The organism is Paenibacillus sp. MB22_1 (genome assembly GCF_047200555.1).
In the GTDB taxonomy this organism is placed as follows: Bacteria; Bacillota; Bacilli; order Paenibacillales; family Paenibacillaceae; genus Fontibacillus; species Fontibacillus phoenicis.
The window spans coordinates 15,766-42,675 of record NZ_JBLADV010000003.1; the positions used below are offsets into that span (position 1 = coordinate 15,766).

28 protein-coding genes are annotated in these 26,910 nt (G+C 40.8%); 27 read left to right on the plus strand and 1 reads right to left on the minus strand.

The genetic code is table 11. The features are described 5' to 3' along the window. Positions 1-26: 26 nt before the first annotated feature. From ACL02P_RS24105 to ACL02P_RS24200, 20 genes are all read left to right on the plus strand, one after another. Positions 27-938: a hypothetical protein gene (locus ACL02P_RS24105; protein ID WP_068779957.1), complete on the plus strand. Its 912-nt coding sequence runs from the start codon at positions 27-29 to the stop codon at positions 936-938. Continuing rightward, entirely contained in the window at positions 935-1,261 is a 327-nt protein-coding gene (locus ACL02P_RS24110) for a hypothetical protein (RefSeq protein ID WP_020816499.1), read from the plus strand. The genes ACL02P_RS24105 and ACL02P_RS24110 overlap by 4 nt, the downstream gene beginning before the upstream one ends. A 187-nt stretch (positions 1,262-1,448) precedes the next feature. Beyond that, positions 1,449-1,931: a hypothetical protein gene (locus tag ACL02P_RS24115; protein ID WP_229520986.1), complete on the plus strand. Its 483-nt coding sequence runs from the start codon at positions 1,449-1,451 to the stop codon at positions 1,929-1,931. Continuing rightward, positions 1,928-2,356, plus strand: coding sequence for a single-stranded DNA-binding protein (gene ssb / locus ACL02P_RS24120; RefSeq protein WP_089550014.1), 429 nt, complete (start codon positions 1,928-1,930; stop codon positions 2,354-2,356). The genes ACL02P_RS24115 and ssb overlap by 4 nt, the downstream gene beginning before the upstream one ends. Continuing rightward, a complete protein-coding gene (locus ACL02P_RS24125) occupies positions 2,356-3,036 on the plus strand; it encodes a PD-(D/E)XK nuclease family protein (RefSeq protein WP_412837285.1) in 681 nt (226 codons plus the stop codon). Before ssb ends, ACL02P_RS24125 begins: the two co-directional genes overlap by 1 nt. A gap of 18 nt (positions 3,037-3,054) precedes the next feature. Continuing rightward, positions 3,055-3,936 carry a hypothetical protein gene (locus tag ACL02P_RS24130; protein WP_144870475.1) on the plus strand — a complete coding sequence of 294 codons (882 nt, stop codon included), beginning with the start codon at positions 3,055-3,057 and terminating at the stop codon, positions 3,934-3,936. Positions 3,937-4,010: 74 nt separating this feature from the next. After that, positions 4,011-4,163: a hypothetical protein gene (locus tag ACL02P_RS24135; protein WP_009225497.1), complete on the plus strand. Its 153-nt coding sequence runs from the start codon at positions 4,011-4,013 to the stop codon at positions 4,161-4,163. Next, positions 4,141-4,494 carry a type II toxin-antitoxin system PemK/MazF family toxin gene (locus ACL02P_RS24140; RefSeq protein ID WP_412838284.1) on the plus strand — a complete coding sequence of 118 codons (354 nt, stop codon included), beginning with the start codon at positions 4,141-4,143 and terminating at the stop codon, positions 4,492-4,494. Before ACL02P_RS24135 ends, ACL02P_RS24140 begins: the two co-directional genes overlap by 23 nt. 102 nt (positions 4,495-4,596) lie before the next feature. Next, complete coding sequence (locus ACL02P_RS24145) at positions 4,597-4,956, plus strand: hypothetical protein (RefSeq protein ID WP_412837283.1); 360 nt, start codon at positions 4,597-4,599, stop codon at positions 4,954-4,956. A gap of 136 nt (positions 4,957-5,092) precedes the next feature. After that, a complete protein-coding gene (locus tag ACL02P_RS24150; protein ID WP_009226417.1) occupies positions 5,093-5,581 on the plus strand; it encodes a JAB domain-containing protein in 489 nt (162 codons plus the stop codon). Further along, entirely contained in the window at positions 5,578-5,742 is a 165-nt protein-coding gene (locus ACL02P_RS24155) for a hypothetical protein (protein ID WP_157273513.1), read from the plus strand. Before ACL02P_RS24150 ends, ACL02P_RS24155 begins: the two co-directional genes overlap by 4 nt. Before the next feature lie 29 nt (positions 5,743-5,771). Next, a complete protein-coding gene (locus tag ACL02P_RS24160; protein ID WP_412837282.1) occupies positions 5,772-6,032 on the plus strand; it encodes a stage V sporulation protein S in 261 nt (86 codons plus the stop codon). 68 nt (positions 6,033-6,100) lie between these two features. Beyond that, on the plus strand, positions 6,101-6,313 hold the full coding sequence (locus ACL02P_RS24165) for a hypothetical protein (RefSeq protein ID WP_198136235.1): 213 nt from the start codon (positions 6,101-6,103) through the stop codon (positions 6,311-6,313). Positions 6,314-6,669: 356 nt separating this feature from the next. Beyond that, positions 6,670-9,378, plus strand: a complete 2,709-nt coding sequence (locus ACL02P_RS24170) for an ATP-dependent DNA helicase (protein ID WP_412838285.1) — start codon at positions 6,670-6,672, stop codon at positions 9,376-9,378. Positions 9,379-10,297: 919 nt separating this feature from the next. Continuing rightward, positions 10,298-10,738 (plus strand): hypothetical protein, encoded by a 441-nt coding sequence (locus tag ACL02P_RS24175; protein ID WP_412837278.1) that lies wholly within the window; start codon positions 10,298-10,300, stop codon positions 10,736-10,738. Between the two features lie 89 nt (positions 10,739-10,827). Further along, the gene (locus ACL02P_RS24180; protein WP_412838286.1) at positions 10,828-11,724 is read left to right on the plus strand and encodes a DUF6744 family protein; all 897 of its coding nucleotides are present in this window, start codon (positions 10,828-10,830) and stop codon (positions 11,722-11,724) included. A 25-nt stretch (positions 11,725-11,749) separates the two neighbouring features. After that, positions 11,750-12,091 carry a DUF4258 domain-containing protein gene (locus tag ACL02P_RS24185; protein ID WP_009225706.1) on the plus strand — a complete coding sequence of 114 codons (342 nt, stop codon included), beginning with the start codon at positions 11,750-11,752 and terminating at the stop codon, positions 12,089-12,091. A gap of 145 nt (positions 12,092-12,236) precedes the next feature. Next, positions 12,237-12,596, plus strand: coding sequence for a hypothetical protein (locus tag ACL02P_RS24190; RefSeq protein WP_036715715.1), 360 nt, complete (start codon positions 12,237-12,239; stop codon positions 12,594-12,596). A gap of 203 nt (positions 12,597-12,799) precedes the next feature. Continuing rightward, positions 12,800-13,894 carry an AAA family ATPase gene (locus ACL02P_RS24195; RefSeq protein WP_412837275.1) on the plus strand — a complete coding sequence of 365 codons (1,095 nt, stop codon included), beginning with the start codon at positions 12,800-12,802 and terminating at the stop codon, positions 13,892-13,894. A gap of 3 nt (positions 13,895-13,897) precedes the next feature. Next, a complete protein-coding gene (locus tag ACL02P_RS24200) occupies positions 13,898-15,265 on the plus strand; it encodes a VWA domain-containing protein (RefSeq protein WP_412838287.1) in 1,368 nt (455 codons plus the stop codon). Between the two features lie 324 nt (positions 15,266-15,589). Here ACL02P_RS24200 and ACL02P_RS24205 read toward each other — a convergent pair whose 3' ends face one another. Beyond that, positions 15,590-17,758 carry a hypothetical protein gene (locus ACL02P_RS24205; protein WP_412837273.1) on the minus strand — a complete coding sequence of 723 codons (2,169 nt, stop codon included), beginning with the start codon at positions 17,756-17,758 and terminating at the stop codon, positions 15,590-15,592. Positions 17,759-18,031: 273 nt separating this feature from the next. On the opposite strand from ACL02P_RS24205, the gene ACL02P_RS24210 reads away from it, so the two are divergent. From ACL02P_RS24210 to ACL02P_RS24240, 7 genes are all read left to right on the plus strand, one after another. Then, positions 18,032-20,785, plus strand: a complete 2,754-nt coding sequence (locus ACL02P_RS24210) for a type I restriction endonuclease subunit R (protein ID WP_412837272.1) — start codon at positions 18,032-18,034, stop codon at positions 20,783-20,785. 110 nt (positions 20,786-20,895) lie between these two features. Then, positions 20,896-21,489: a restriction endonuclease subunit S gene (locus ACL02P_RS24215; RefSeq protein WP_412837271.1), complete on the plus strand. Its 594-nt coding sequence runs from the start codon at positions 20,896-20,898 to the stop codon at positions 21,487-21,489. Then, positions 21,486-23,042: a type I restriction-modification system subunit M gene (locus ACL02P_RS24220; protein ID WP_412837270.1), complete on the plus strand. Its 1,557-nt coding sequence runs from the start codon at positions 21,486-21,488 to the stop codon at positions 23,040-23,042. Before ACL02P_RS24215 ends, ACL02P_RS24220 begins: the two co-directional genes overlap by 4 nt. Next, positions 23,043-24,269: a restriction endonuclease subunit S gene (locus tag ACL02P_RS24225; protein WP_412837269.1), complete on the plus strand. Its 1,227-nt coding sequence runs from the start codon at positions 23,043-23,045 to the stop codon at positions 24,267-24,269. Between the two features lie 281 nt (positions 24,270-24,550). After that, positions 24,551-25,156: a hypothetical protein gene (locus tag ACL02P_RS24230; protein WP_412837268.1), complete on the plus strand. Its 606-nt coding sequence runs from the start codon at positions 24,551-24,553 to the stop codon at positions 25,154-25,156. A gap of 197 nt (positions 25,157-25,353) precedes the next feature. Then, positions 25,354-26,205 carry a hypothetical protein gene (locus ACL02P_RS24235; RefSeq protein ID WP_089550007.1) on the plus strand — a complete coding sequence of 284 codons (852 nt, stop codon included), beginning with the start codon at positions 25,354-25,356 and terminating at the stop codon, positions 26,203-26,205. Between the two features lie 121 nt (positions 26,206-26,326). After that, positions 26,327-26,803 (plus strand): hypothetical protein, encoded by a 477-nt coding sequence (locus ACL02P_RS24240; protein ID WP_089550008.1) that lies wholly within the window; start codon positions 26,327-26,329, stop codon positions 26,801-26,803. Positions 26,804-26,910: the final 107 nt, after the last annotated feature.

Here is a 26,910-nt window from a genome sequence, read left to right on the forward strand (position 1 = left end):
GTCAAATGACGGGTGGAGGTTAAAAAATGGACTTGTCGATTATGGAAAAGGTAGTAGTTCAAGGTGATCTTTCTTCATTGAAACCCGAGGAACGTTTGATCTACTACACGAAAGTTTGTGAGAGCGTTGGACTTAATCCCCTCACCAAGCCGTTTGATTATCTGAAACTGGATGGAAAGCTAGTGCTTTATGCTAAGCGCGATGCTACGGATCAGCTTCGTAAAATTCACAAAATCAGTATCACAATAACCAGCCGTGAACGCATTGGTGATGTTTACTGTGTGACAGCTCGTGGAACGACTCAAGACGGTCGTGCTGATGAATCCATAGGTGCTGTTTCCTTAATGAAAGAGGAGAAGATCTGGGACGAGATGCGTAGATGCAAAGTCCCTACAGGAAAGATTCTCCCGTTGACAGCAGATGAACTTGCCAATGCCATTATGAAAGCCGAAACAAAAGCGAAGCGTCGGGTAACGCTGTCACTATCCGGCCTTGGAATGATGGACGAAAGTGAGATTGAAACCATTGAAGGTGCAGAACGGATTGAAGTGGGTGAGCTTGCTCAAACGAATAATCAAGTTCCGAAAAAGCTGTCTTCTGATAGCACTGCATCCAGTTCTGATCCTAAGACTACTGAAAGTAAAGGTAAGAAAAACAATTCGGGTGGAAAGCCTTCAAACTCGAATCCAAAGAACTCGGGAGAAGTATACAAGATGCTGGATATGGCAACAGGAACCTCTCCGGGCGGAGTAACATTCGCCAAGTTGAAAGTAGTCAATGTAGGGACGGGTGAAGAATCCATTGTGCTTGCCAATACAGCTGAAACGCTTGATCAGGTCAATGCGATTTCAAATAACATGCAATTTAAACTTGATTTTGAAATGAGCAATGGATTCAAAATTGTGAAATCGATTCAGTTAGTGGGTGAAGCTGCATGAGTCTGACAACCTTTACGGATGGGAAGGCACTAATCTGTGCGTTCCCATCCAGTAAGCAAAATGGCGTGTATCTCGTGAAAGTGGAGCCTCATTACAACGATTTGATTATTACGCATGACTGCCCTGCATGTCATTTCGGACACAAGCAATGCAAGCATGTTCAAATGGCTGCGGAAGTTTACGAGCGTTGGCAGTGGTGGGAACCTAAAAAGCAGATTCACACGGTTACGCGCAAAATTGTTCTTTCGTCGGAGTGGGAGCAGATACAACTTCCTCCCAGCCAAGAAGAACAATTAAGGGCAGTGATCGACCATGCTTCCTGACATTCTGGACGTTGCAGACCAGAACGGACTCATTATTAAGCCTTCCTCACAATCGAGGGAGGAAGTTCTCTGTAAATGTCCATTTTGCCATGAGGATTCTAAACCGGGAAAAAAGCGAAGATACTACCTTTCTCTTAACACCAAAGACCAGGTATTCAAATGCTGGTTTTGTGGGGAGAGTGGGGGAGTGCTTCGCTTTATTTCTCTTTTGGAGGGAGTTCCGGAAGAACAGGTGCGGCAGAGATATCGTAAGCGGAAAATTGTGCATCCAGCTGAACGACTCAGCCGAAATCAACGAAAGTTATTGAGGCAACACACAGGAGGCAAAGAGCCTAATTGGAAGCTGATGAGAGAAAGAGATTTTGCCTATTACATGCGTTCTATGGATCTTCTTTGGGAGCAGTGGAATGAGTTTCTGGAAACAGAACGGCAAGGTGCTTATCTCTGGCTGATCATCGGGATAAAGAACTTTAAATATCAAAAGTACATTGAGCGTATCCGACAACGCGAGAAAGAAATTGAAGCTCCCTTATTGGACGATGTGCTCCAAATTTATTCATGTTCAGTACGTCCTAGGTGGACGGAAGACGCGGAAAGATTTGTTTGCAATTTTAAATCTGTAAGTCCTGAGCCTGAAAGGGCAGGCATGAAGACGGAGGATAAAAAATGAGCTTGAACCAAGCAGTATTAATCGGAAGACTGACAAAGGACCCTGAGTTACGTTATACACCTTCTGGTGTAGCAGTGGCACAATTCACATTGGCTGTAGATCGTCCCTTTACGAATCAAAATGGAGAACGAGAAGCGGACTTCATTCCTATTGTGGTCTGGAAGGCAGTCGCTGAAAATGTAGCTAACTATGTGAAGAAAGGCCACCAGGTTGCAGTTACAGGACGAATTCAGGTTCGCAACTATGAGAACAATGAAGGGCGCCGTGTATATGTAACGGAGGTAGTTGGACAGTATGTTCAATTCCTTACTAACACATCTAACGGGACTTCTCAAACCGGCGATCGTCAAAATTCGACAAATAATCAAGGGACCAATTCAGCCGGAGATGGATGGAACATCTCTGATGAAGATTTGCCATTCTAATGCTGTACTCTTATTCCCGGCTCTCGCTTTATGAAACTTGCCCTTATCGATTTTACCAAAAGTACATTTTAGGTAAAAAAGAGCCAGTTACCAAACCACTAGCTCTTGGAAAAGCAGTTCATAAAGCGATTGAGCTAAAGATCAATGGAGTATCTGAGCATGAAGCCATTATAGAGGCAATTATTGAATCAGATTTTCATCCCGAAGTGACTTATGAAGAGATTGCTTCATTGGTGCAGCGTGCTCCGGAAGTCAGGGGACAAACGGAAGTTCATTTTGTACTTCCACTTGGAGATAGCATTCAATTTCAAGGCTACATTGATCTTCTGGAAGAAGAACGATTTTGGGATTGGAAATCGAATTGGCGACTGTACCGAGCAAATGATACAAGGCAGCTTGCATTGTATGCTTGGGCAATTATGAAAAGAAGAGGACTTCGGCAAGTCAAGGGGACATTGTACTTTCTACGCTTCAGGAAAGCAGAATCGTTTGTATATAACGAGTCTGACGCGAATGAAGCTAGAAAATGGGCGCATGGTTTGGCGGAAGAGATTGAAATGAAGAAGTCTTGTCTGGAATCATTCCCGGATATGGCTTCTTCTTTGTTTCCACCTACACCAGGCGGCCATTGTAAGCATTGTCCGTTTGTGATGGAGTGTTATCAAAAATCGAAAAATTAAGTTGAAAGGATGACATAAATGAGTCATTTTACAGTTGCGGTGATTACAGAGTCATTGGACAAAGTTGAGGATTTGTTGGCTCCTTATCAAGAAAACAACATGGGAGATTGTCCGAAAGAGTACCTAGAATTTTATGATGTTGAAGAAGAGTACCGCAAGATTTATGAAAATGAGTCTTCAGTACGAATTCAATTAGAAGACGGGCGTATTGTATCGCCATATGATAAGGTATTCAGAAAAGTAACTCCAAGTGGCAGTGTAATCGGATATGAAGTACCTGATCACTTAAAACGAGTTCAAATTCGGCATACGGAAGTGTATCCTTCTTTTGATGATTTCATGGTCGAATACGGAGGATACACATCACGTGATGAAGAAACAGGAAAGTACGGTTACTGGGAGAATCCTAATGCTAAATGGGACTGGTATTCCATTGGTGGCAGATGGTCAGGTTCACTTTTGCTGAAGTCGGGAGAACGAGCGGATGCTGCTCAAATTAAGGATATCTTCTTTATTGAGCAAACCGATCATGAGGGCCTCACCGTAGAGGTTGAGGGGTATCAAGTACCAGCATCTCTTGCACCAAAATTCGAAATTATGGTGGCTGAGGCAACTAAAGCTTGGGAAGAAATGCTGGCTGGAAAAAGCCTTTACCGTCCGGAATATATCTTTGAAAGATACGGAGATAAGCAATCTTATATTCGTGAAATGTTGAGTTTTTCAACCTACGCGGTGATTACACCGGATGGAGAGTGGCATGCCAAAGGGGATATGGGATGGTTTGGTATGGGTTCTGAAACGCCAGAAGAAGCGCGCAATTTCAACAAGTCATACTATGAAACGTTTATTAAATCCTCTAATCCTAACCACTATCTGGTCGTAGTGGATTGCCACATTTAATTACTGATACATTGATGTTCTCCTTCCGTTTGGTTACAATGAGCTTAACAATACCGAGCGGAAGGAGGATCGTCATGAACAAGGAGGAAAAGTCAGTGGAGAACACGGGCAACGTTGCTAAGAAAAGTGCACCTATTCCGAAAGATGTCACTGTATTAGGACCAGGCTATGAGTGGTGGTTTGAAAATACTGAGGACGATGTTTATGACGAGAAGTATCGGGACTAGGTATTGTCGTGGAGATATTTGGGTGGCTAAGTTTTCGTACTATGAAGATCCAACTCAATATAAAATGAGACCTGTAGTTATCATTTCAAACGATATGCTAAATGAATCGGACGATGTTATTATTTTAGCGCCGATCACCAGTGCGCGTCCTCGAAATGATTATGATGTTGTTATAGATTATTGGGAAGACGCTGGCTTGGATCGCGCTTCGTGTATTCGTGTTTCTAAGCTAACTTCTTTTCATAAGACATTTTTAAAAGTGAAGATAGGTACATTGCAATCCACTGATTTAGAAAGTGTATTGCATGTAGCAAGTTCAATGTTTGTTTGACTGTATAATTTAAAAAAGACGAACGATTTCCTTCGGGGAATTTGTTCGTCTTTTTTTCTTTTTATTTTATTAAGCAGGCCAAAAATGAGGAGAGTGTATTAAATGACTACAGGAGTAATTGAGAAGTTGACAGAGGAAAAAGCAATCGAGTTAGCACTGGAAATAGAACGTACTGAAGCAGCGCTGAAGAAAATGAAAGAAAATTTAAAGGCTTATGTTGATGATAATGGGCCGCTTCATGCAGGAGACAAAGTTTGGGGATACAGCATTTCGACTTCTTGGCAGTTTGGAGCCGATAGTTTGAAGGAACTGGCCGTAGCGATTACAGCAGAGGGAAAGAATGCTTGGGAGTTCCTGAGTCTTCCGGCTACTTCCATTAAGAAGCTCGGTTGGGAAGAAGCTGCGTTGTCTCAATATGGCACGCTGAAAGAAACGAAGCGTTTCGATTCGAGAAAAGTCTAATTGCATCTTTAGTTCTCAGAGTAAATTATGGTTCGAGATAGTTATAAATAATTTCGCCTCTCGCCCGGCGTTAAACGGCGGTGTTTATTTCCGACACCGCCGTAAGGCGGCTCGGGGTAAACGGGAAGGAGTAAAAATGAAAGATTTTATGGTGATGGAATCTCAGTTAAATGCTTTGCCACCTAGAAGACGCAAACAGGCTGAGAAGTTGCTTGAACTGATTCGAAAAGTAATGGAGGGGGAGAAAGATCACTATATCCATACACCAGCCGATGTTTTTCAGGCTGTGGCTACCGATTTAGTTGGATTAGATAAGGAACATTTTATGATCCTTATTTTAAATACAAAGAACCGAATTTTGTCTAAAGAGGTTATCTCTATCGGTACGTTAAATTCTGCAATCGTGCATCCTCGTGAAGTCTTTAAACCTGCAATCATTAAAGGAGCTGCATCCATTATTTGTGTGCATAATCACCCTTCAGGTGATCCTGCTCCTAGTTCTGAAGATAAGAAATTGACCGAAAGACTAATACAAGCTGGTGAAATAATTGGCATCGATGTCCTGGATCATGTTGTTATCGGAACGGAAGGATATGTTTCTTTAAAGGAGCAGGGCATGATATGACAGCCAAGGATCGCTTTTTAACTGAGCTTTTGAAGAGGGATGGTAAGGAACGGTGGGTAGCTGCGTTGTTGCTTGCTGCCCCTCCTGAAGTTTTGAGTACAGTTACGGTGAAAACTTTGCGCAAGGAAGGAAAGGCGGTTATGAATGCTTCTAATAGCTAATGAAATTCAGGGAGAAGGTGTTTGGCATAATGATTAGTATTTGCAAAATTTCTGCTCATGCCAATCCAGTTGACGCAGCCCAGCGAATCGCTAATGTAATTCTCAAGTGTGGCGTGATCGAACTGCAAGCCGTAGGAGATAACGCCATCAGTAAGGCTGTGAAAGCTGTAGCTATTGCTCAGAAATCAATTGTGCATAATGTGGACATGGTTTGTACTCCATCTTTTATGGTTTCAGATTCGAAGGGTGAGAAAGTCGCTGGAATGAAAATAGTCGTAGAGAATAGATAATTCAAAGATGAAAGCAGTTTTCCCTGGAATTGGAGAGCTGCTTTTTTCACATGAGAGGGGAATGGAGAATGAACAGCAGTATTGTTTCTTACCCTAACCGTGGTCCGTATGGAAGCAGCAAATATCGAGGAAACTGCTCAGGACATTTAATCGCCGATTTGTTGGATTATTATCAGACAAAGCGCTTTGTTGAAGTTTTCGCCGGTGGGGGTACAGGAGCGGATGTGGCTAAATCTAAAGCTATCCGCTCAATTCACATCCACCTGTCGCACCTTACATAGGTGCGTGGATTGAAATTCCTATCTATTCAAAGAATTCTTTCCATTATAGGTCGTACCCTTTGCGGGTACGTGGATTGATATACTTCAGTAAATCGTGGAGAATTGTCGCTGGTCAAATAGGTGGCTTAAAACACTCTTTTTTTAATCAAAGCCCTACTGCACAAGGAATTATTATCCTCCCTGTGCAGTTAATCGGCTTGTTCAGCCGACCAAGATCAGAGATCAGTAGGTAGAGCTTAGAAAATCGTGTCAAGATATAGAATAATATTTGTTTGAGAAAAATTTGGAGGTGATCCAATGGTTTTAGCGAATATATGTATCATAGTCATATTGATTTCTATATGGAGGAGAAGGTAATGGATAGAATTCGAATTGAAATTTTGACAGTTAGTAAAGTTATTTGCAAAAACATTAACATGTTTGATGGTAGAAATAGAGGTTTTTTATCACAGAACATACTTTCCCAACTTCGGAATTTCGTTGAATATACTTCATTATTAGCATATAGTAACGGGAAAGATATTGAAATTACATATGATAATATCAAAAAGGCAAATACTTATGTCAGTACAAAAGGCAACTTAAAGTTTTTAACTAAGTTCCATAAGTTGCTTCAAATAACAGCCTCTCACTATACTTTGGATGAAGAAAATTCAGAGAGACTAATGTTGAAGTATTATGAGTTTTTATTGAAAATGAAGGAATTTATCAAGACAACGTTCGATATTGAGGTGCTTGAGAATATAGATCAATTCCCTATTCGTATCGATCCTAATCTTAAAGAATATTATGAGAAAATTACCGAAAGGATAATTCAGCCAAGTTCAAGTAGCACTAGAAACTCTTACAATGATCGATATTATATTCAGAAAGTTAAGCCCATCTTCGTTGAGCACAGAGTGTACTATGAAGTAACATTTACAATAGCTAATGATAAAAGTAGCAAGCATGAGAGAATTATCGCCTTCACAAATGCTGACTTACTCCCCAATTATTCTGTGAGGCTTTCTGTTAGAAATGATACAATTAATATTTTGGGCAAGGAGATGCCTATCTTTATTATTGATGCTTGGGAAGTATCTATTCGACCATGTGAGTTCACTAATTTAGGGAGGATAATGGGATTCCCTTATAAATTTAGCGAAAACTCTAGCGGATATCGAGAGTTAATGAGGTCTTTAACCGTTAGCAAGTCAAATTTAGTAGATTTTGTAGAACTCGATGATGATTCATATGAATTAATTAAAAATCAAATAATTGAAAGAGCAAAATTAACAGTTGAGCCACTAATTTTTCGGGTATTGGACGATTGCCGTAATCTAATAAAGGAGAATAGGCCAGGAAGTAATGTAATAAGATATCTACTGTATAGAATGAACAACAAAGTTTTAAAGCAACAGTATAGTTCTTCCACTTGTCAGTATTTATCAAACTTGAATCTTAATTATAAATGTATCCCTTTTGATGAGATCCCCTTCAACACATCATTGGTAAATCACAATCCCAAAATTTACGATCTTTTTGATTGTATAGACGCATCTGGCAGAGAACATGAGTTGTTTGCAAGGTATATAAAAAATAATACAGAAATAAAAGGGCAATTATACACCTCTGTGAAAGAAATTCCCAATTCTGAAAAGGTTCCTGAGTTAATGAATTTATACAACCAAAAACTATATTATAAACATGCAAATCGAAAATTAGAGAACTATAAAAATAATATATATATAAAAGGGTATGAAGAAGATACGCTTCAAATCATTGATAGGCTCAAGAAACTATCTTCAACTGGCATTAAAAACTACTCGAACTCAGTTATCTCTTGGCTAAATTCATCTGCTTATCAGATTGACTGTGATGAAAAAAGGGCCGCATTACAACAAATGTTTGAAAACTCAAGGGTAGCATTAATCTATGGTTCTGCGGGAACAGGTAAATCTACTTTAATAAGTCATTTGTCTAGTTTTTTTGGTCATATGAACAAGTTATATTTAGCTAACACTAATCCAGCAGTAGATAATTTGAAACGAAAGGTTAATGCTGCAAATAGTAGCTTTAAAACTGTGGCTAAGTTTCTATCTCATAAAAATATCGAAGTTGATTATGATGTGTTGATTATTGATGAGTCTAGTACGGTTAGTAACGATGATATGTTAAAGGTTTTAAATAAGGCTAAGTTTACGTTGTTAGTCTTGGTTGGGGATGTTTTTCAGATCGAGTCAATAATTTTTGGAAATTGGTTTAGCATTGCACGATCATTTCTTCCAACTTCCTCAGTATTTGAATTAAAGGAACCCTATCGAAGTAAGAATTCCAACCTGCTCGATTTATGGACTAAAGTAAGAAATTTAGACGAAGATATTTTGGAGCATATTACCAAAAATAATTATTCGGTTTCTTTAGATGCATCAATCTTTGAACATTTCGAAGACGATGAAATAATATTATGTCTTAACTATGACGGACTTTATGGAATAAACAATATTAATAGATTCTTGCAGCAAAGCAACCCAAATCCTCCTATTCAATGGGGAATTCAAACTTATAAAATTAATGACCCAATTCTATTTAATGAGTCAGAGAGGTTTGCGCCTATAATTTATAATAATCTGAAGGGCAGAATAGTAGGGATAGTGGTTTTTGATGACAAAATACAATTCGATATTGAACTCGATAGAGCAATTAATCAGTTAGAGGCAGAAGGATTTAATTTTGAATTGATGGAGAACTCTGAAAATGGATATTCTGTAATCCGATTTTATGTCAACAAGTATAGAAATACTGACGAAGATGATGATTTATCCTCTGAGGCTGTGATTCCATTTCAGGTTGCTTATGCTGTTTCAATTCATAAAGCACAGGGGTTAGAGTATGACTCAGTCAAAGTCGTTATTACAAATGAGATTGAAGAAATGATCTCACATAATATCTTTTATACCGCGATAACCCGTGCGAAAAATAGGTTAAAAATATATTGGACGCCTGAGACAGAGAACAAGATATTAACTAGTTTGGAGAAAAAAACAAGTGTAAAAGACGTGGCTTTACTAACATCCAAATTGTAAGTATATAGTGGACTCTAGCATAAAGAGTTGTCAGATATGATTACATTATTCCAAGAAAGTAAGGATGTGATGGTGCGTTTTTTTGCCTCTTTACTTTCTTACAAGCCTTTACCTCCACAGCCTCCTAATTAATATGGAGCCCTCCATCACGACAATGTAGACCTAGTACATGAAGAGGAGTTCAATGCGAAAAATGTCTGAGCAGAGGGGATAAAGCTGCACATGAGGTATTGTCTAATATTAGGACAGTCGTGGTTGCCAGAAAGTAAGGAGTAAATGTGAATTTTCGCGACTTTTCATAGTAATCCACCGTTTCAGCTACGACTGAGACTTCTTCTGCTGTCAAAATCGATTGAAGGGTAAACTGGATCGTGATAGACTTTTTCATGGCGTTGTCACCTTTAGGTTGCGTTTGTAGGGGTACAATCATTTTATCGAGTTACGGGCTCTTTTTCTACCATTTAGTGGTTAATCATCAGGCGTGATACATTATAAAAGTAATAACTGTTATTGAGTTCAGCGGACTTTTTAGCGAACATATGATTGTATTTATGAAGGGCGAATGTTATAATAATTTTGTAATTATATGTACCTCTGTACTCCCTATTTTGCTGGAGACAAGAGCTTGTCGTCCCGAAAGGACAAGTAGTTTTATTACCTCCCCTGTAAGCTTCTATTTGGAAATTCCAGATATGAAGAGAGGAAAAATGCAGGACAATTTCACTTGATCCGTCACTTCCGTTTGCAGAAGACAAGGATTGAAGAGTACCGAAAGGCTCTGATAAAAGTTTTACTTTTGCGCATTCGCGTGCGTCTTTAGAAATTTTGATACTGTTACTAAAAGCCGATTTTTGTATGGATTTTCATGCAAATATCGGCTTTTTTATTTTTATTAAAAAAAAAGAGAGGATGAATGAACATGTTCAAGTTATTTAGAAAAGAGAATTCTATTCAAGCCGAGATCACTTCTTTTATACAACAAGAAAAATATCGGCGTAAAAAGGCGGATGAGTTTATTCTGATGCTCTCAGAAGCTATCTCATATGTTGCAGAAGAAGTGTGGGGGCTGCGAGATAAAGAACTGACTGTTGGCGACAATATTGTTTTTCAGTTAGAGGAAAAACGATTTTACCTCATGGAAGAGATAAACGACACAATACAAGAAGTTGAGAGGTTAAAAGGACAATCATACTGGAGAAGCGTGCAGGAAATCATGAATTACGCCAAAGACATGATCGAAGACATTAAGGAGCGAGATACGGGAAGAAATCGACTCGTAACCGAAATGGCTAGTCTGACTCAACAGATGAAAAATAGCCTCATTATCTCTGACTTAAATGTGAAAGTATTTCGGGTGTAGGCTGTTAACCAGTTTAAATGTTAAGCAAAGGCTGGTTCCTTACTTTTAGGAATTGGTCTTTTTTTATTAAAAATGAGGAGGTTTTTCTTATGAATGCCATTTTAAAGGATGTAGTTGCTGTACCATCCAGTAAAGACAACGCGATTGGATTTTTAACCTGGAATTCTCTATCCAACATGCTGATTACCCCGGACGACCTAAAACAAAAGCTTGTTGATTCCGGATTAGGGGCTGGTTGGATGCCGAAGGATATCCGGCTCCCGGATGCCTTTAGAAGAGCCACAAGTGAAAAATTCAAAAGAGAAGTGTCACCAGGAGTTTATGAAAACTATATGTTCCGCGAGGTGGCTTCTACCAGCGCTTTCGTACAACGAAACCTAGTTTGCGAAACCAAGGATACAAAAGGTAGAAGATTAAAATATGTTCCAGACGTAGGAGCGCTGGTATTAGATCGAAAAACGGAGACAGTAGAGACCAGCTATATTTCATCAATGGCGCAGCAACTAGTTAATAATGCTGCGTTGCAGTTTGAAATTTATCGAAACAATTATGGTTCTACTACACTACGTACGTTGATTACCAACGTCTTAAAAAGTATGTCACCTACACCGGTTAGACCATCAGGTGGTGTTTACTTCATACCGGCACAGTTTGAGAGCAACTTGGATGCATTGGTCAAATTCGTATCATCTCTTGAAAAAGGAGAAGCGGAGAAGGTTCCTGTAATGAACACCATGGATATGAAAAACATGGTGACACGCAAGCTGTTAGATCATCTCCGTGACACTCTCGCTGCATGCGAAGAAAGCACGGAAAGACAGCTGACCAAAGGCCAGATGAAAGAGTTGATAGAAAACGCTCGGTCGGTGGCAAACGATTTTGCGCAGTATCGCGAAATTGTCACCGGCGATCTGGAGGAAATGGAACGTCTGGTGTCGGCGCTTCGCATGAAAGTGGGTGAAGCGCTAGTGAATATGGCCGTGTAATTCTCCAGAAAGGAGAAGAAAAGAAATGAATGCCGAAACTGAGCATAGAAAGTTTGTTGAACTGCTTGAAGAGGGAGATGGAAAGCTTGTGATTTCCAAACATGCGCTTCACAGACAAATTGAGCGCGGCATCTCCGAAATAGACATACGAAACGCCGTCTTGAACGGATGGCCGATTGAGAGGCGTCAGGACGGTGCGGATGTTACCATCGTTCTGATGTATTTTCTTAAAATCGGAAAAGGGCAATACCGTCCGCTCCATGTCGTATGCGTTTTTAATGTTGTCCATCCAGAATCGTGGACGGTGAAAACGACATACGACCCCCGAAGCGGGGAGTGGAGAGACAACTTCCAAAGAAGAAAATAATTTTTGTAATGCAAAAATTTATCTGAACGGATATAATAAAGGGTAAAGGGGTGTGATCGTCATGTCCAAAGTCGGACGACCCAAGGCTGATCATCCGCGCAACTTTACCCTTCCAGCCGTTCGGGTGAACAGGGAGGAAAACCGTATGTTTAAGCTTAAAGCGGGAATATTTGCGAACGGCAGCTTGGCGAAGTTTTCGCGCATGGCCATGGAAGCGTACCGCGAGAAAATCCCGGAAACGATTGAACTGGCCGGACGAACTGGTCATCTCCGGTATGGATCGGAAGTTTACACTGTGGAGGTCGGGAATGAAATCTACACAGTGACGGTTACGAACATACCGGAATACATTTTTGACGATGGCGAAACGGTGTCAGATTTGATGCTCCGCGCGAGCATCGAAGAAGAAGTGAATGAAATGGTTTTGGAATGCATCCAGAATCGTCGTCCGGTGCCTGAAGCCATCGATCTGCTTGAATGGATCGGGTTGCCAGTCACGGTGTAAAAACAAAAACACTATTAAAAGCCATGAGTTTCCCTTGCGGGATTCGTGGCTTTTATTTTTTCGGAGGTTGAATGTGGAGTTGACGTGGGCATCTTGGACTTCCTGCGATTGACCCCACATTATAAAAATAAAGAGCTGATGACTTCTTCATAAGAAGCGTTGGCTCTTTTTATTTTATCTAAAAATGTGGAGGTAGCTAAAAAATGAAAATCAAGGATATCCAGAATGCATTAAATAGTCAATATTCTGAACGAGAAGAAGTGATTGAGGGGCTGATGGTGGCTATGATCGCCCGTCAGCATGCTTTGTTGATCGGGCCGCCCGGAACAGGAAAGAGCGCCCTTGTAAGTGATCTAACTAAGCGGATTACAGGCGCGAATTACTTCCAATGGCTGCTGACACGTTTTAGTACACCAGAGGAGTTATTCGGACCTGTCTCGTTGAAAGAACTGGAACAAGGCGTGTACAAGCGGAATACGACGGGAAAGCTGCCGGAAGCACACACCTCATTTCTTGATGAAATATTCAAGGCTAACAGTGCAATTTTGAATGCCTTGCTGACTCTCATCAATGAACGAGTGTTCTACAACGATGGCAGTCCGGCACAGGTTCCCTTAATGTCCTTGATCGGTAGTTCAAATGAATATCCAGAAGAAGGTGAGGGACTAGAAGCCTTGTTTGACCGCTTCTTGCTGAGATATGAAGTGGACTACATCGGCGAAGATCAGTCCTTTGTTTCCATGTTGAAAGGTTCTGCACCATCTCCAGCCGATATGAGCATAGATGAATTATTTGAACTCCAGTTCTTTAGTGATACAGTCACTATTCCTGATGAGGTATTTGATGCACTAAGCAAGATCAGAAGGGAACTGATGGATGAAGGCATTCGTCCTTCTGATCGCCGATTCAAGCAAGTTCTTTCAGTAATTCGTGCTAAGGCTGTGTTAGCCGGAAGAGATCACGCAGAACTTGAAGACCTCATGATTCTCAAGCATAGTCTGTGGGAAAAGCCGGAGCAGCGTGATAAGGTCGCAAAGATCGTTCGCAATCATGCTCAGGATGCGGTGAAGACACGTGTGGAAGAGATTAAAACTGAAGCTGCTGATATCTTGAAGAGTCTTGAACAGTCTAACAACTCAACGGATGTGGCTGTAGAAAGCACGAAGAAGCTTAAAAGCTTAGTCATCGAACTTAAAAAGCTTCAAAAGGATAATCCGAACCGACCAGAAGTCGAGCAAGCTATTGCTCTTGTTCAAAAGTCATTGACGGATATCGCATCTCAAGTGTTGGGGGTGTAGGAGATGAAGGAGCAAAAAGGTTCTGTTTTAAACACAGATTCATATGATCGGAGACGCTTCGGGCAGATTTTAGAGATGTCCAAGAAGCTCAGAGAGGTTAGTAAAGAGGGAAGTAAATTATTTCCCTCTTTCCAACCTTTAATGGGTGACATGTGGGCAGGCCTTTTTAAAATGAAGCCTGAATTGCTGGAAGAGGTTCCTGAAGGGCTAGAGATGAATCATCAGCTTATGGAACGGGTGATGTCAGACGAAAGCTATCAGGAGTTTCGTGAGTTTACTCGACTGGATGACCTAGCTGCTGCTCTTGGAACAACGAAATATAGTGAGACGGTTCTTGGATGGGTTAAAGAACAAGCGCAAAAGGATCAGGACTTGGCGAATGCGTTGCAAAACTTTATGAAGGGAAAGCCAGGCGCCTCACAGGAAGCGTCAGAGGCATTATCTTCAGCCTTGAATCAGAACGGCAACGAACTATCTAAGATGCTGGCAAAGGCTGCACAAGAAGCAACAGAAGCCAAGGAGAATGTAAAATCTCTTTTGGGGGGTATGCAGGCAGGAAGTGGCGATAGTGAACTGAAAAAGGTTCCGTTGAAAGATCAACTCATCCTAGCTGAAAGGTTGAGCCACGATAGAAAGATGAAGGACATTGCAAGGTGGGCTGGTCGTATGAAAGTGATTGCTAATCGGAAGCAGCGTTCGAAGCATAAGGATGCTATTAACCGTAATGGGATTAAGCAGGGAAATGATATAGAACAACTACTTCCGATGGAACTTGGGAGCTACGCCAGCCCTATGACGAAAATAGATTTCCTACGCCGTTATGTTGAGGGTCAAACGCTTCAGTATGATACAAAGGGGCCTGAACAGCTAGGCAAGGGGCCAATCATCCTGTGCCTAGATCAATCCGGAAGCATGAGTGGACAAGACACCATCTCCAAAGGATTTGCTCTTGCCTTGATGAGTATTGCCCGTAAGCAGCGAAGAGACTTTGCATGGATTCCGTTTTCTTCACATGCAGATACTCCGTTGATCTATGAGCGTGGGAAAATAACAGTTCAGGATATGATTCAGTTGGCCACTATTTTTTTGGGTGGGGGAACAAGCTTTGAACCTCCACTTAGGGCAGCAAGTCAAATCATTAAACAGAGCCGCTTTAATAAAGCGGATATTGTGTTTGTGACAGACGGAGAGTCTCATGTGAGTGAGCATTTCCTACAGACATGGAATGAACTGAAGGATAAAAAGGGTTTTTCAGTCTTATCTCTTTTGCTAGGCAGGGAATCTATCCAAGGGGTAGAAGACTTCTCGGATCGGATTGTTACAGCTTCTTCGTTTGAAGATGAATCAGTGCATCAGGTATTTGAAATATGAGATGAGCAGGGCATATTATATCTGTCCTCAGCCTGTTGAAAGTTTTTCAACAGGCTGACCCGACAATAGTCGGGTTTTATTTTTGACCATCAAGCCTTTTGATTAACTCGAATTATTATTTTTGAGTCGACATTGAAACCGCCGCGTGATACCTAATTGAGAATTATCTATTCGACATAGGACAAGGTGACCATTTACGAGGAAGATCAGCCTTTGATTATGGACGTTGACGGTGGGTAATGATAATGTTTAGTAAGTTAATTTTAATATCGTGATCCCAAGGGGAAGGAGAAGCCAATTATTGAGATAGCTTCTCCTTTGCTATTAACTTGCAGGCTTTTGTTTTTTCCTTCTAGTAATATCTGCTTTCAGTTCTTCAATAACGTCTGAAACTGACAGATTATAGCTCCTGATTGCATAATCGACCGCAAGAATCAATTCCTCGTATGTCCACATAACGACTTTCTTTCTGTACCTTCCAGCAAGATCTTGGAGTACGGCGACAAAACCCTGTTCTAGTTCACCTGCTACGACAATCCCTAGAACATTGACAGTAGTATCCTTACATTTATACACGAATTGTTGAAGCATTTCATATGCTTTTTTGTCTGTGGGTTTTATCGGCTTCTTCTCATAACTCTTGGCTATACCTACAAATACGGCATCGTCCATATCAAGCATTTTTATAGTAAAGCTGATATCGCCAAATTCTTGGCCATGATGCGGATGTAATTTATGATCAGTAAAAGTTACAAATGGTTTCATGATGCAGCGGACACTTTTTTCATGCTGACAGGCTTGACAAGCATCCACACTATGATACGAACATTTTTCAGTAATCAGACTTAGTACTTCATGCAGTTCTTCACGGGGTTTCGGGGTTATTCTTCGATCCCAGACCGATTTAAACTGTTCGAGTTCTCTTACTTTGAACATAACTTTGGATGCGATTCTGGAAGAATAGTGAACAACATTGTTTTGAAGATAGAAAGACTCTTCTTCATGCGAGAAGGCGACATCTGGAAAATACTTACTAATGATCTTCTCGGTAAGTTCGACTAATGCTGATTTGGGATTGATCATAGCCCCATCGTACCAGGAATCAATTCTAACCTTATGATCCATAAGGCAACGAACATTATCTTGCTGGAGCTCAGTGTAACAGAATGAGCATACGACCTTCGGAGCTTGTCCCTTCTTCACAGAAATCGTTAACAAATCGGTGTTTCCGCAGTGATTGCAGTTGATATCCGTATAGTGGTCGCAACTTTCGCAATAAGGATAAAACCGGGCAATAGTGTGCTTCTTCAATGAAGTTACAATTTTATGGACATTTAAGTCATGCAATTTGAAACTTTCAATTTTCTTGACCTTACAGGTAACAACTGCCTTTATGACCTCTAAGATTACTTTTCTCTCGTCATTTGTAGTAGTGAAAGTAACAAGATCGGGATCTACATCGAGACCAAACGACTCGAATTTTTCATCGATCTCACCATTGTCATGTACGGAGTTAATGTAATTCATGATTTGTTCAATTCGCCAGATTCCCCAACGTCTCATCTCAGAGGCTTTAAGCTGACGAGTAAGGTAGATCTTCCCTTTGTCATTATTGACCCCAAGTGTTGAGAAGAAGTCGCCATCCTCATCGATGGCTTCTTGGTAAACTGAACTTGGCGAATCGTACCCGTCAAATTCAGTCAGTTGCCCTACTTTATTGCCCAGATCGCTATCAACTAAAGTAATTTTGCTTGGCTTACCCGAAGCAGGATCAGGGTTGTTCAAAGTGGTTCGTTTCATGAATTCTTTGCTAAACACACTGTCAACAATATTTTTTGTGATGTTCACTGGTGACACAAAGCAGTTAAAGGCTACTTGAATTGTTCTGGATATTATTCCAACTAGGGACTCAGTGGGAATACTGATACTTACAAAGCGTTGGTCGAAGTTGATCCATAAGAACCCGAATTTCAGTTCGTAAATAAATTCAGACTGTTCGGTTTCAGGACTTATATAGTTATATCTCTCTTGATATTGTAATGCGATTTCTAAGGTTTCATGGTTGACAACAGTTTGGTCGATTGCGATTAGACCAAAAACATTATCCTTGGGATATATGACGGGTTTGAGCAACTCATTCATTTTGGTTACGCCAGCATCATTCTTATGACCGGATATAAACGATGCCGAGTTCACTTGGGGGTCATGTGGACGTAACATAAATAGCCGGAAATTTGGTCTACGGCTATATCTGTTTTCTTCAAAACAGGTTTCAATGTCTGATTCAGTTATTTCTGGAGAGATAGCGATGATTTCCACAAGCTTTTGTTTGTCTAATCGCTCAAAAGCAGCTTTCAAATCATGCTTGACTTCACGCTTGACAACTGTGCGATAACGATTGATTAAATCTTTTTCATCTACCTTTGAATATAGCAGATGACGAATTACTCCGTTTTGCACATGAAGTAATTTGTCAGCATGTTTTTCTGACATAGAGACCCCCCTAAAACAAACTCGAAATATTAAGACTATTGTAGCATATTTCTTTATGTGCAGAGAGTGGTGTTGGATTAGGGTGGATAAGCCCAATTTATATTTTATTTTATTGTTGAAAAAAGATCCTGATTGGTATATGACAGGGGCACATTTTCTACGGTCATCTCTAGTATTTGGTTCTTTAGAAGGATATCGACAAGCGTTAGCAGAATTATGTAAGAGCCCTGTGTATAAGGGGTATGTATGAATAGCAAAAAGGAGGCCTCGTACTTGTCCTATCAATCGGAAGCCCAACTGGAGAAAAATTTAATCGAGCAACTTGTTCGTCAAGGCTACGAACGAGTAACCATAAATGATTACGATTCACTTCTCGAAAACTTTAAACAGCAACTGAATAGGTTCAACGCGAAGAAGTTGAACGGTCAGCCACTGACCGATGCTGAGTTCAGCCGCTTTTTGACTCAGGTTGACAGTAAGAGTATTTTTGATTCTGCAAAAATTCTCAGGGATAAGCAAGTGTTCCAACGCGATGATGGAACCGAGATTTACCTTGAGTTGATGAATACTCGAGAGTGGTGTAAAAACTTCTTTCAAGTCACCAATCAGACAACTGTCGAAGGAACTTATAAAAACCGGTATGATGTAACAATCCTCATTAACGGACTACCCGTGGTTCAGATCGAGCTAAAGCGCCGCGGCTTAGATTTTAAAGAGGCGTTCAATCAGATCCAGAGGTATCGAAAGCACTCGTTCCGAGGGTTATATCGTTACCTGCAGATGTTTGTAGTCAGTAATGGGGTCGACACGAAGTATTTTGCTAACTCAGATGGTGACATCTTGTTTTCGCATACCTTCTTTTGGTCGGATGCAGAAAACAATCGCATCACTAATCTAAGTGATTTCGCAGCCAGCTTTTTGGAAAGATGTCACATCGCGAAGATGATCGCTCGATACATGGTATTGAATGAGACCGAGAAGCTGTTAATGGTTATGCGCCCCTACCAGGTTTATGCTGTTGAAGCACTTATTAAGCGGGCTTTAGAAACCAAGAACAACGGTTATATCTGGCACACCACTGGTAGCGGTAAGACGTTAACTTCATTTAAGGCGAGTCAGATTCTTGCTAATGAACCACACATCAAGAAGGTTTTCTTCCTCGTTGACCGCAAGGACTTGGACAGCCAAACCCTTGCTGAATTTAACAAGTTTGAACCCGGTTCAGTGGATATGACGGATGATACGGACAAACTGGTGGCACAAATTTCGGACTTAACTAAGCCGCTGATCGTTACTACGATTCAAAAGATGGCAAACGCTATTAAAAATCCACGTTATGAGCACATCATGAAACCGTATCAGCATGAACGGGTTGTCTTTATCATTGATGAATGTCACCGTAGTCAATTCGGTAAGATGCATACTTTGATCAATAAGCATTTCAAAGAAGCTCAGTACTTTGGTTTCACGGGGACACCTCTGTTCGAGGAGAATAAAAGTCAAGATGGTCGGGTAACTGCCGATATTTTCGAGAAGTGCTTACATACGTATTTGATTAAAGATGCTATTCATGATGGTAATGTCTTGGGGTTTTCGGTGGAGTATATCCAAACGGTTGATGTCTCGATTGATGAAAAGGATCAAACCCGTGTAAAAGGAATTTTAACCGATGAAGTTTGGATGCACGATGATCGTATCCGTATGATTGCCGAACATATCATCACCCACCATGATCGGAAGTCCCGCAGTAAGGGGTATACCGGTTTATTTACTGTGGACAGCATTCCGATGCTGGTTAAGTATTACGATACCTTTAAATCAATGTCTCATAACTTGAAGATTGCCGGTATCTTCACCTATGGGCAGAATGAAGATAGTGAGGGTGACGGACAAGACGAGCATTCGCGGGACAGTCTTGAACGTATCATTAAAGACTACAATGTCATGTTCGGCACCAATTTCTCTACTGATAAGTATCAGGGGTATTTTGCTGATGTCTCCAGAAGAGTCAAGACTGCCCAAATCGATATTCTGTTGGTGGTCAACATTTTCTTAACAGGTTTCGACAGCAAGACCCTGAACATCCTCTACATGGATCGTTTTTTGAAGTATCATAATTTGATTCAAGCCTTCTCACGCACCAATCGAACGGAAAAAGCGACTAAACCCTATGGAAATATTGTCTGCTTCCGCAACTTGAAGGAAGATACCGATGAAGCGATCAAGTTGTTCTCGAAGACTGACAATATTGACGATGTCCTGATGAAGAGCTACGAAGAGTACCTTCAAATGTTTAGGGCAGCACTGTCAAAAGTAAAAGCCCTTGCCTTAACGCCAGCGGCAGTGGATGCGCTGAAGCAGGAAGAGGAAAAGCAGGAGTTTGTAGTCAGCTTCCGTGATCTTACTAAGTACTTGACTCGCCTCCAAACTTTCACCGAGTTTGAATTCGATCCAGTTAGGTTAGGTATTCATGAGCAGGAGTACCAGGACTACAGGAGTAAGTACCTCCGTATTTATGATGAAGTTAAGCGCGGAGGGGGGAAGGAATCGATTTTGGCTAATGTTGACTTCCTGATCGAGCTGATGCACACAGATCGGATCAATGTTAGTTACATCATGAATTTAATCAGGAGCATCGATTTCGATAATCAGGAAGATCGAGACAAGTCGATAAAGAACATTGAAGATGAGATTGATCGGGCTGACAATGAGCAACTCCGTCTCAAGGCGAATTTGTTGAAGGAGTTCTTACGTAAAGTCGTACCGACATTAACGAATGCCGATTCGGTGGACGATAGCTACAATGCGTTCGAACAAGAAGAACGTATGAAGGAAATTGAGGCATTCGCAGGTGAAGTGGGGTTGTCACCTGAAGAGGTCCAAGGTTTTGTTCAGGAGTATGAGTATGGTGGACTTGTTAATCAACAAGAGATTAGTGATGCAGTAAAGTTACCGTTCTTACAAAAAAGAGCGATGATCCAACGAATAATTGAGTTCATCACCGAGCATACCAAACGATACTCGTAGTGCTATTTATAAAAATAGCAGAAAAGGGATTGCCTTTTCTGCTGTTTTTTATTATGATGATCTTGTTGATATTGATGCTATTTGAAAAAATAGCAAGGGGGAGGGTTGGTTTGAATTTAGAACAATGTGCATCGGTGGTGCAAGGAGCATTTCTTTCTCGTATCCAAATATCACCATCACCGAAAGCAGTAAAGCTTTCGGTTTACACGATGAAAGAAATGAATGAGTGGTTAAGTCTTGATCCTACATCGGTAGAAAATCAACAAGATGTTCATGTAGAGCAAGCTCGTTTAAGTACTTTACCGCTTGCCAAAGAGGGATTAGTCTTAATCAGCTTAACCGGACAACGAGCAATGGCATTGCAGAAAGAGCATGTCGGTAAGTTGATTCCCTCTAACTTTGCCATTATTGAGCCTACAAACGAATTACATCCTGACTATCTGGAGTGGTTTATAAATGAACATCCAGATTGTCGCAAACAATTGAAGATCGCAACACAAGGTTCCAGCATCGCAGCTTTATCGATTCAAATGCTTAGGACTTTGGAAGTTATTTTGCCACCTATGGACGATCAAGTGAGAATTGGTAGTGTCCACAGATTATTACATCGAAAAAATCGTCTACTTCAGGAGAGAATCGCATGGGAACAGCAATATATCAAACAAATACTAATGGGGTATCTAAAGGAGGAGGTAAACAAATGACAACGACTGAGTTGCAGCGTTATCAACAAGGTGAATTACATAAGAAGCTTTGGGACATGGCAAATGACCTTCGGGGTCAACTTGAAGCTTACGAGTTCAAGGACTATATTCTCGGCTTGATCTTTTATCGTTTCTTGTCTGAAAAAACGGAGGATCGGGCAAACAAATTGCTCGAAGAAGATAACATTTCATATAAGGATGCTTGGAAAGATCAGGCTTATCGTGAAGGATTAAAGGATCAACTTATTCAGGAGATTGGTTATGTTATCGAACCTGACTATCTGTTTTCAAGCATGATTGAGGAAATAGGTAAGGGCGAGCAAGGAAAATTCGATATTGAGATGCTTCAAAATGCAGTTAATAAAGTAACTGATTCAACGTTGGGGGCAGAAAGCCAAGAAGAATTTCATAACCTTTTTGAAGATATGGACTTATCTTCGTCAAAATTAGGGCGTGATGTGAAGTCTCGTTCCAAAGTTATTGCTAAAGTAATGGTTAATATCAACAGCATACCTTTCTCACATGATGATGCGGATATTGACGTCTTGGGAGACGCTTACGAGTATTTAATCGGTCAGTTTGCAGCCCATGCGGGTAAAAAAGCTGGTGAATTCTACACTCCACCGCAAGTTTCAAAAATCATTGCCAAGATAGTAACACTAGGTAAGCAGAATATACGAAATGTTTATGACCCTACCTGTGGTTCGGGATCGTTGCTTTTGCGGGTTGCCAAGGAAGCGAAAGTACGGAAGTTTTATGGACAAGAGAAAACCTCGACTACGTATAACTTAGCTCGTATGAACATGCTTTTACATGATGTGTCCTATCATAACTTCGATATTCAGAATGCTGATAGTTTAGAGGAGCCGCGACATCTTGGTATGCGCTTCGAAGCTGTAGTAGCGAATCCCCCCTACTCTGCTAAATGGAGTGCGGATGAGAAGTTCCTGCAAGACGAGCGTTTCAGTGCTTATGGTAAGCTGGCTCCCAAGTCCAAAGCTGATTTCGCCTTTGTTCAACATATGATTCACCACCTTGACGATAATGGAACAATGGCAGTTGTCCTTCCTCATGGGGTATTGTTCCGCGGCGCGGCTGAAGGGGTTATTCGCAAATACTTGATTGAAGAGAAGAACTACTTGGATGCCGTGATCGGTTTGCCTGCCAACATCTTCTTTGGCACTTCAATTCCAACATGCATTTTGGTGTTCAAAAAATGCCGAGAAGCGAATGATAATATTCTGTTTATTGATGCTTCCAATGATTTCGAGAAAGGCAAGAACCAGAACCGCTTGCGTGACGAAGATGTTGAGAAGATTGTAGAAACCTATAAGACACGTCAAACCATCGAGAAGTATTCGTATGCCGCTAGTCTAGACGAAGTCAGATCCAATGACTATAACTTGAATATTCCTAGGTATGTCGATACTTTTGAGGAAGAAGAAGCGATAGATATTCAAGTGGTTCAAACTCGACTTAAGGAAATTGATGATGAACTTGACAAGATTGATTCGGAGCTTGAGAAGTATCTGAAGGAATTGGGGGTTAACTAAGTGTACCCAAGTCTTAGATTTAAAGGGTTTTCCGAGCAATGGATGCCTACCACTATTGGAGCTGTATCGAAATCTATTGATTACGGCTTAAACGTTGCTGCAACTGATTTTGACGGTGAAAATAAGTACATCAGGATTACTGATATAGATGAAGAAAGTCATCTTTATATTGAACAAAATAAAGTTTCTCCTGAAGGATCTATGACCGATGAATATTTGCTCAAAGAAGGAGACATTTTGTTAGCCAGGACTGGGGCAAGTACAGGAAAAAGTTATATGTACAGAAGTGAAGATGGGAAGATGTATTTTGCAGGTTTCCTTATACGTCTTCGGATTAAGGAGACAGTAGATCATCGATTTGTTTACTATCAAACTTGGAGATCTCACTACAATCGTTGGGTAAAATTGATGTCAATGAGGTCGGGGCAGCCAGGGATAAATGCCAGTGAATACTCAGGTTTTGAATTTTATATTCCCACAATTGATGAGCAAAGGAAGATTTCTTCGTTTTTCTCCCTCCTCGATCAAAAGATCGTGAAGCAAGAGGAGAAGATCAAACAGTTGGAGTTGTTCAAGAAAGGCATGCTCCAGAAGATTTTTTCGCAGGAGATTCGATTCAAAGATGAGAATGGGCAAGAGTTTCCTGAGTGGGGGACAGTGAAGCTTGGCGATCTCGGTGAAACATACGGAGGGTTAAGTGGTAAGACAAAAGATGATTTTGGTGATGGAGAATGTTCGTTTATAACCTATATGAATGTTTTCACGAATACCGTTGCCAAAATTGATGGTCTTGAGAAAGTATCAATTGGTGCTAATGAAAATCAACATAAAGTTCTAGCAGGGGACATTCTATTTACGACTTCTTCTGAAACACCCGAAGAGGTTGGTATGGCTTCAGTGTGGAGTCATGAAATTCCTAACGTCTATCTGAATAGCTTTTGTTTTGGGTTTAGGTTGTCAAAGCCTATAGATCCCATATTTCTAGCATATTTATTGCGATCTGGAGGTTATAGGAAACACATCACTATGTTGGCTCAAGGGTCGACTCGTTACAATTTATCGAAATCGAACCTGATGAAAATGGAACTATCTATTCCGGTGAATGAAGAGCAAAAGTTGATTAGAGATTTTTTTGTGAAACTTGATATTAAGTTAGCAAAAGAGATTGAAAAACTTGATCAATTAGAAACTTTGAAAAAAGGTTTAATGCAACAGATGATTGTTTGATGTCAAGATGAACGTGGAATAGCTCCTTCCGGCGGGGGGGGGGCTATTTCAGTTGTTCTGTTATTTTCGTTTCAAACACTAAACGGCAGGAAAAGTAAGTCGTGATCCGCATGACAACTGGGAAAGTTTTGAAGTGGTTTCGACATTTGGGACAATGAGAACGATATTAGGGTTGTCACTATCACTGACCCACAACAGTTCAATCACAATCCCCAATTACTTACAGGAATTTTGCATCTCTTGTATAATGGTCTTAATTGAAACAGCGGGGGTTGTTATTCATGAGCCAACATTATAATCGAGAAGCCGAACTGAAAGAACGCTTCAACCGATTCATCGCGGACAAAATAACCGGCAGTAACGACGATTACTATTCCAGGCTATCAGTTGAGGATTTCGAGGACATCAAGACCGCTCTGAAGGACATACATAACATCCTTACATATAAGACAACGATCCGTTTCATCGAATGGCTGAGCGACCGATTCCCTTATGTTAAGGAGAATTATCAGGTTTACTTGGATCAGGTGCTTAACACCAAGCCAAGCAATAATGGTTATGATCTAATGGTCATCGGAGATATAAAGATCGTAGCCGAGATCAAATGTAATAAACCGATCAATAACGGCTACGTATTTGGTTCCAACCAGAAAAGGGGTATCATTGATGATATTAAGGGGTTGCTTACAGGCAAAACCAAAATGAAGTCGCTTGATCCGACCGAAGCTTATAAATTTTTGGTGATCTATGACTTTGGCGACCATACTTTATCCGCCGCGCAGCACTTAATCAAGAATTTATCGGCTGAAATGAAGGATAGGGTAACGATTTACGAGGAAGGTCAGCCTTTGAAGTTGGATAAGGTTTATATCGTATTTATCAAATAGCACGTAAATGCCCTAATGAGGTAACTCTTTTCGAAGGTAATTGAGTTGGTAATCACAACGCTTCCTCAAATTTGCTTTTCCTTGGGGTATATCCAAAAAGCTTTGATCGGAGTTTATTTTTCTTCAGAAATTATTATACTTCATTAAGTCCTTCTTTAGTGATTAAAGTCCTTCTACTATAAGGAGGTGGGAGTTTTATGCAGACAAACGATGCAGTCTTTGCGAAAGAGTTTAGGGATATGATGAATGGTCGTAGAAGCATGGCACATTCCTTTAAGATTACGGATTTACCATTACCTCGATTGGATACCATGATTAACGGCATTCCTAAGGGTCGTATGGCTTTCATTAAAGGGGTAACGGAGATGTTTTTTGACCGTTTGAATGAGCAAGAAGTTCAGTTAGTCGGTCGGACGACTCTGAAGAAGCGTCAAGTTCTTTCGGATGGGTCATTTCGTCGGGATAGTTCGGGTAATTATGTTTACGATCAAATCCCGGTTAGTCATGATTGTGTAGCGGTGGTGAGTAAGATTTCGATTGGTTTGAGAAGGTTTGTGGATGGTAGGGAGCATAAGCCATCTGAGGGGTTTAAGTACGTGGATTACATTGATACCGGTTTCGGACGTAAGTACATCTATATTCTCCCGAGAAAACATGTTTACCGTCTAAACATGTGTGCTTTGATTTTGACTCCGAACAAGCGTAGGGTCTATTTCAAGGGTTGTAAGTTAGCCTTGCAAAATGGTAACTACGTGTATCTTTACGTGATTCCCTACACGTATAGGGAGAACCTTGATGTTCGAGTCCTTGGGGTAAAGTCCTCTTATAATTTCGATAAAGAGGTCACAGCAATATTGAATTACTGGGTGGAACAAGGGGTTATTTTCCATCCAAGTCTAACGGCTCTCGAAAGTCAAGTGAATGGGCAAACGAATCTTGGCATTATTGACCTAGAGGGAACCATTATTTATGATGAATATCGCCGTTATGGAGTATCAATGGCGGAAGAGCGAGAGGAAGAGTTTATGGAGTCTTTTGAGGAAGTTTGATTTTTCTATGGGGTTCGGGCAGGGGAATGAACCCCTGCTTTTTGTTTGAAAATCTATGGAGACATCCATACATCTTGATTCTGTTGTATTGGTTTTAATCGAGGAGTAACCAAGGTTCATCATGTCTTATCCCCCATATGGGGTCGACTTCGTATTCAGGGGTCGACCTTTTTACTTTTTGGAGCCGGATCGCCATCAGATTTATATAGGTATATCAAAAATCAGGAGGCGATCTAATGCTTCAGCTTTCAACAGAAGATATGATTTTGTTGGTAAACAAGTGGCAAGGGAGAACCATATTATTCTTGTTTTTAAAGGGTATCACAATGGTCAATACGGCAGCTACACGAAGAATCCTGGCTTCTACAAGAGCATTCGATTTCAAAAAGATGACCTTGATGTCTACATCGATTACGATGATGAAGATGAAAGTGGGCTGTTTAAAGTCACTATTCTAAATGATGTTGTTGGCGAGCAATTGAAGTGGGCTAATCCGACTTCCCTATCTAAATTGAAAGAGCTTCTTGGGATGATGAAGCAACCGCCCGCCGCGCTTATTAATTACATCAACGAGCAAGCATCTTTGGTAGACCGCTAATCTCAATTTATAGCCGTTCCCTCCCCCTCAGGGGTATCGAACGGCTTTTTCTATTCCCCTACCTATTCCCCTCCCCTATCCATCAATCATAAAGCTCCTTGCAATTA

Bases quoted from the DNA above. Each gene is read 5' to 3' on its own strand.
- ACL02P_RS24140 (WP_412838284.1), top strand. From the start codon at position 4,141: ATGACGAGAAGTATCGGGACTAGGTATTGTCGTGGAGATATTTGGGTG.
- ACL02P_RS24155 (WP_157273513.1), top strand. From the start codon at position 5,578: ATGACAGCCAAGGATCGCTTTTTAACTGAGCTTTTGAAGAGGGATGGT.
- ACL02P_RS24110 (WP_020816499.1), top strand. From the start codon at position 935: ATGAGTCTGACAACCTTTACGGATGGGAAGGCACTAATCTGTGCGTTC.
- ACL02P_RS24230 (WP_412837268.1), top strand. From the start codon at position 24,551: ATGAGCCAACATTATAATCGAGAAGCCGAACTGAAAGAACGCTTCAAC.
- ACL02P_RS24150 (WP_009226417.1), top strand. From the start codon at position 5,093: ATGAAAGATTTTATGGTGATGGAATCTCAGTTAAATGCTTTGCCACCT.
- ACL02P_RS24190 (WP_036715715.1), top strand. From the start codon at position 12,237: ATGTTTAAGCTTAAAGCGGGAATATTTGCGAACGGCAGCTTGGCGAAG.
- ACL02P_RS24125 (WP_412837285.1), top strand. From the start codon at position 2,356: ATGCTGTACTCTTATTCCCGGCTCTCGCTTTATGAAACTTGCCCTTAT.
- ACL02P_RS24235 (WP_089550007.1), top strand. From the start codon at position 25,354: ATGCAGACAAACGATGCAGTCTTTGCGAAAGAGTTTAGGGATATGATG.
- ssb (WP_089550014.1), top strand. From the start codon at position 1,928: ATGAGCTTGAACCAAGCAGTATTAATCGGAAGACTGACAAAGGACCCT.
- ACL02P_RS24165 (WP_198136235.1), top strand. From the start codon at position 6,101: ATGAACAGCAGTATTGTTTCTTACCCTAACCGTGGTCCGTATGGAAGC.
- ACL02P_RS24170 (WP_412838285.1), top strand. From the start codon at position 6,670: ATGGATAGAATTCGAATTGAAATTTTGACAGTTAGTAAAGTTATTTGC.
- ACL02P_RS24105 (WP_068779957.1), top strand. From the start codon at position 27: ATGGACTTGTCGATTATGGAAAAGGTAGTAGTTCAAGGTGATCTTTCT.
- ACL02P_RS24130 (WP_144870475.1), top strand. From the start codon at position 3,055: ATGAGTCATTTTACAGTTGCGGTGATTACAGAGTCATTGGACAAAGTT.
- ACL02P_RS24200 (WP_412838287.1), top strand. From the start codon at position 13,898: ATGAAGGAGCAAAAAGGTTCTGTTTTAAACACAGATTCATATGATCGG.
- ACL02P_RS24180 (WP_412838286.1), top strand. From the start codon at position 10,828: ATGAATGCCATTTTAAAGGATGTAGTTGCTGTACCATCCAGTAAAGAC.
- ACL02P_RS24175 (WP_412837278.1), top strand. From the start codon at position 10,298: ATGTTCAAGTTATTTAGAAAAGAGAATTCTATTCAAGCCGAGATCACT.
- ACL02P_RS24185 (WP_009225706.1), top strand. From the start codon at position 11,750: ATGAATGCCGAAACTGAGCATAGAAAGTTTGTTGAACTGCTTGAAGAG.
- ACL02P_RS24195 (WP_412837275.1), top strand. From the start codon at position 12,800: ATGAAAATCAAGGATATCCAGAATGCATTAAATAGTCAATATTCTGAA.
- ACL02P_RS24240 (WP_089550008.1), top strand. From the start codon at position 26,327: ATGTCTTATCCCCCATATGGGGTCGACTTCGTATTCAGGGGTCGACCT.
- ACL02P_RS24135 (WP_009225497.1), top strand. From the start codon at position 4,011: ATGAACAAGGAGGAAAAGTCAGTGGAGAACACGGGCAACGTTGCTAAG.
- ACL02P_RS24145 (WP_412837283.1), top strand. From the start codon at position 4,597: ATGACTACAGGAGTAATTGAGAAGTTGACAGAGGAAAAAGCAATCGAG.
- ACL02P_RS24220 (WP_412837270.1), top strand. From the start codon at position 21,486: ATGACAACGACTGAGTTGCAGCGTTATCAACAAGGTGAATTACATAAG.
- ACL02P_RS24205 (WP_412837273.1), bottom strand. From the start codon at position 17,758: ATGTCAGAAAAACATGCTGACAAATTACTTCATGTGCAAAACGGAGTA.
- ACL02P_RS24160 (WP_412837282.1), top strand. From the start codon at position 5,772: ATGATTAGTATTTGCAAAATTTCTGCTCATGCCAATCCAGTTGACGCA.